The 639-nt window shown below is 35.8% G+C and carries 1 protein-coding gene; it reads right to left on the reverse strand.

What is annotated here, in order from left to right:
- Positions 1-46: 46 nt before the first annotated feature.
- A partial coding sequence (locus SB717_RS33380) for an IS3 family transposase (protein ID WP_410907076.1) occupies positions 47-639 on the reverse strand: 593 nt, incomplete at its 5' end.

Genomic DNA, 639 nt, shown 5'->3' on the forward strand with positions numbered 1-639 from the left:
ATTGAACAGCCCCCTGTCAAGTAGACAGTGGAAATAATAAAAAAAATTAGGCGGCTTGAATCCTATATTCTAATGGACTTAAGCCGTTTAATCTTTCTTGATAACGTTTGTTATTGTAAAAATCGATATAATCATTTATTGATTGTTGTAACGTTTCAATCGTTTCGTACTTATGTAGGTAATATTCTTCACACTTCAACGTTCCCCAAAAAGATTCCATTGGTCCATTATCTATACATCTTCCTGCACGTGACATGCTATGAACCATTTTTGCTTTTTCTACTTTTCTCTTAAACACACGGGACGTGTATTGATACCCTCGATCACTATGAATTAATGGTTGTTCATTCTCTTTTAAGATAGCGATAGCTTGGTCCAATGTTTGAAATACCAATCCGTTATTGTTTGAATCTCCCAATACATAACTAATAATGGATTTATCGTAAAGGTCTAAAATGGCGCTTAAGTAGGCTTTTCTTCCATTTCCTAATTTAAACTCCGTGACATCTGTTACCCATTTTTCATTTGGCTTACTTGCAGTGAACTCACGATTGAGTCGGTTTTCTGCGACATATTGGGCAGAGGAAGGGACATAACGCTTTCTTTTCCTACGAATCACAGATTGTAATCCAGCGATAT

This window comes from Priestia sp. SIMBA_032 (assembly GCF_046535215.1).
In the GTDB taxonomy this organism is placed as follows: domain Bacteria; phylum Bacillota; class Bacilli; order Bacillales; family Bacillaceae_H; genus Priestia; species Priestia aryabhattai.